The following is a 2,505-nucleotide window of genomic DNA, read 5'->3' on the forward strand; positions in this document are numbered from 1 at the left end:
GTCTAACTTTGTTGGGCTTTTTTTATAAATAATTTATTTAACTAGCACCACACGTAAAACAGTATTAAAGTGATACCATCATTAAGGTGCTATTTTAAGAGTAATCATAAAATTATTCCTCAGAAGAAAATAATTCGATACTAATACAAATAAAATAGTATCTGAAGCAAGAGTTTCAGGGTAGCCCCTTTTTTAATTTAAGAATAAACATGAAACATTAAATACAACATTAAAAGCAGTTTATTCTTTCTAAAAAAGCTGAAAAAATATCTAATAAATTTTTTAGTTAGTGGCTTCCCTCTTGCTGCATAACCTATAATTTTTTCTCCTTGTATCAAAAAAATGCCCAGAATTCAGATATGAATTTTGAGCATTTTTCATTTGTTTTAATATTAGTGAACGCCGTCCATTAATACATTAATTCTCTTTACCAGGAAGAACATTAAGATCCCAAATAGGATACTTACGCCACCAATAACCAAGAAGTATGGTATTTCTGTTGAAGCAGAGTAATATTTAACGATCTGTGAGTTTATAGCTTGACCAGCAGCATCTGCCAAGAACCACATACTCATCATCTCTGAACGATAAACATTCGGTGCTAATTTAGTCGTAACTGATAAACCGATCGGTGAAATTAGCATTTCAGCAATTTCTACGATAAACCATGAACCTACTAACCAGAATGGACTAACACGGCCGCTTGTACCATATAAAGTCCCTGGTATAGCCATCCAAACATAAGAAAGGCCAGCAAAGACAAGGCCCCAAGCAAATTTTCCGGGTGCACTTGGCTGTCTCTTCCAGTGTTCCCATAGTCGAACAAAGAATGGAGTTAAAATCATAATAAATAATGGATTTAATGTTTGGAAATTAGCTGCAGCGAAGTGCCAGCCGCCAATATGTAAAATAGTTCTATCTTGAGCAAATAATGCTAAAACAACTGAACCAGATTCCTCAATTCCCCAGAAAATTGCAGCTGCAATAAACAAAGGAATATAAGCAAGCACACGCGAATGTTCAATCTTAGTCACTTTAGGACTGCGAAGCATTGTCCAGAAACAGCAAATTGGTAAGAGAATGGCAACAATTGTAATCAATCCAATAATATTATTAATATTTAATTGTCCCATTATAGCTAAAATACCTAAAAGAATGGCAACTACTACTAAACCAATAATTGTCTTTTTACCAACTTTAACCAACCCTTTATGGTCGATTGGATTAGTCGGCATAAGGCTATCATCTGAAAGATATTTTTTCCCACCAATATAATACTGAACTAAGCCAAAAAACATACCAATAGCAGCTAACGAAAAGCCAGCATGAAAGTTCATTTCATTACCGAAGAGGTGCAATCCAAAACCGTTAGCAGCCCATGGGACAGCCCACGGTGCAATTGCAGAGCCTAGATTGATCCCAAAAACAAACATACTGAAACCGGCATCCCGGCGCCGATCGTTAGCAGAATAAAGGCCACCAACCATATCAGAAACGTTGGGTTTTAATAATCCAGTACCAGCAACAATTAAGGCAATTGAAACATATAAGGCAACTAAGCCCATCGGAAGCGACAGAACAATATGCCCTATCATGATCAATACACCACCGATAAAGACTGTTTTTCTGGATCCCCACAGACGATCAGACAGCCAACCACCGACAATGTTTGACAAATAGACAAGTGAGCCATAAATCGACATAACTGACGCAGCGGTAACTTGGTTCATGCCCAATCCACCTTTAGTTACTGCGTAATACATGTAGAATAAAAGAATGGCACGCATTCCGTAATAACTAAAACGCTCCCACATTTCTGTGAAGAACAATGTGGATAAGCCTTTAGGCTGACCAAAGAAAGCTGTATCTATATTTCGTTTACTCATTAATTAAAAAATCCCCCTATACTTAGGTAAACACAATATAGAATTATACAACGAATAATTGGGACTAGTCAAAAATCGTATATACGCATATATATAATTTGCTTTATAAAACTTATATTTTTTGCATTCTAATAGTTTGTTTATTATCATGCAATTATAAAGAGAGAAAAATTATCATGAGTAAAATTGATGAATACGCTGCTAAACGTAGCCGTAAAGATCCAGAGTTTGCACAAGCAGTTCAACAAGATAATATTAATCTAGAAGTAGCTGTTAAGATACGTGATTTACGTGATAAACTAGGCTTAACCCAAAGAGAATTTGCTAATTTAGTTCATAAACCCCAATCAACTATTGCACGAATTGAAAATGGTTCAATGAATACCTCTACAAAATTATTAAGTGAAATAGCGCAAGCAACTAATCAAAAAATAACAATTGAATTTACTCCTGTGAGTTAAAAGTATAATTATTTATAAAACTTAATTTCTAATAAGTAAAAAGCATTACCTGTGTTTTAAACAGATAATGCTTTTTGAGTAGTATAAATAATATTCACTTTATAACTGAAACTTGAAAGCCAGATACCATGCTCTTAGTGTATGATACCTGGCTTTCC

Annotated in this window: 2 protein-coding genes; one reads left to right on the plus strand and one right to left on the minus strand. The window is 34.6% G+C overall.

Going from position 1 to position 2,505, the window contains the following annotated elements:
* Positions 1 to 392 precede the first annotated feature (392 nt).
* Complete coding sequence (locus tag FC77_RS07480; protein WP_056971004.1) at positions 393 to 1,886, minus strand: peptide MFS transporter; 1,494 nt, start codon at positions 1,884 to 1,886, stop codon at positions 393 to 395.
* A gap of 176 nt (positions 1,887 to 2,062) precedes the next feature.
* Here FC77_RS07480 and FC77_RS07485 point away from each other — a divergent pair, with 176 nt between their 5' ends.
* Positions 2,063 to 2,347 carry a helix-turn-helix domain-containing protein gene (locus FC77_RS07485; protein WP_056971005.1) on the plus strand — a complete coding sequence of 95 codons (285 nt, stop codon included), beginning with the start codon at positions 2,063 to 2,065 and terminating at the stop codon, positions 2,345 to 2,347.
* Positions 2,348 to 2,505 lie beyond the last annotated feature (158 nt).

The sequence above is a fragment of the Lactobacillus acetotolerans DSM 20749 = JCM 3825 genome, assembly GCF_001436775.1.
Lineage (GTDB): Bacteria > Bacillota > Bacilli > Lactobacillales > Lactobacillaceae > Lactobacillus > Lactobacillus acetotolerans.

Excerpts from the sequence above, each read along its gene's own strand:
- FC77_RS07485 (WP_056971005.1), top strand. The coding sequence starts at position 2,063 with ATGAGTAAAATTGATGAATACGCTGCTAAACGTAGCCGTAAAGATCCA.
- FC77_RS07480 (WP_056971004.1), bottom strand. The coding sequence starts at position 1,886 with ATGAGTAAACGAAATATAGATACAGCTTTCTTTGGTCAGCCTAAAGGC.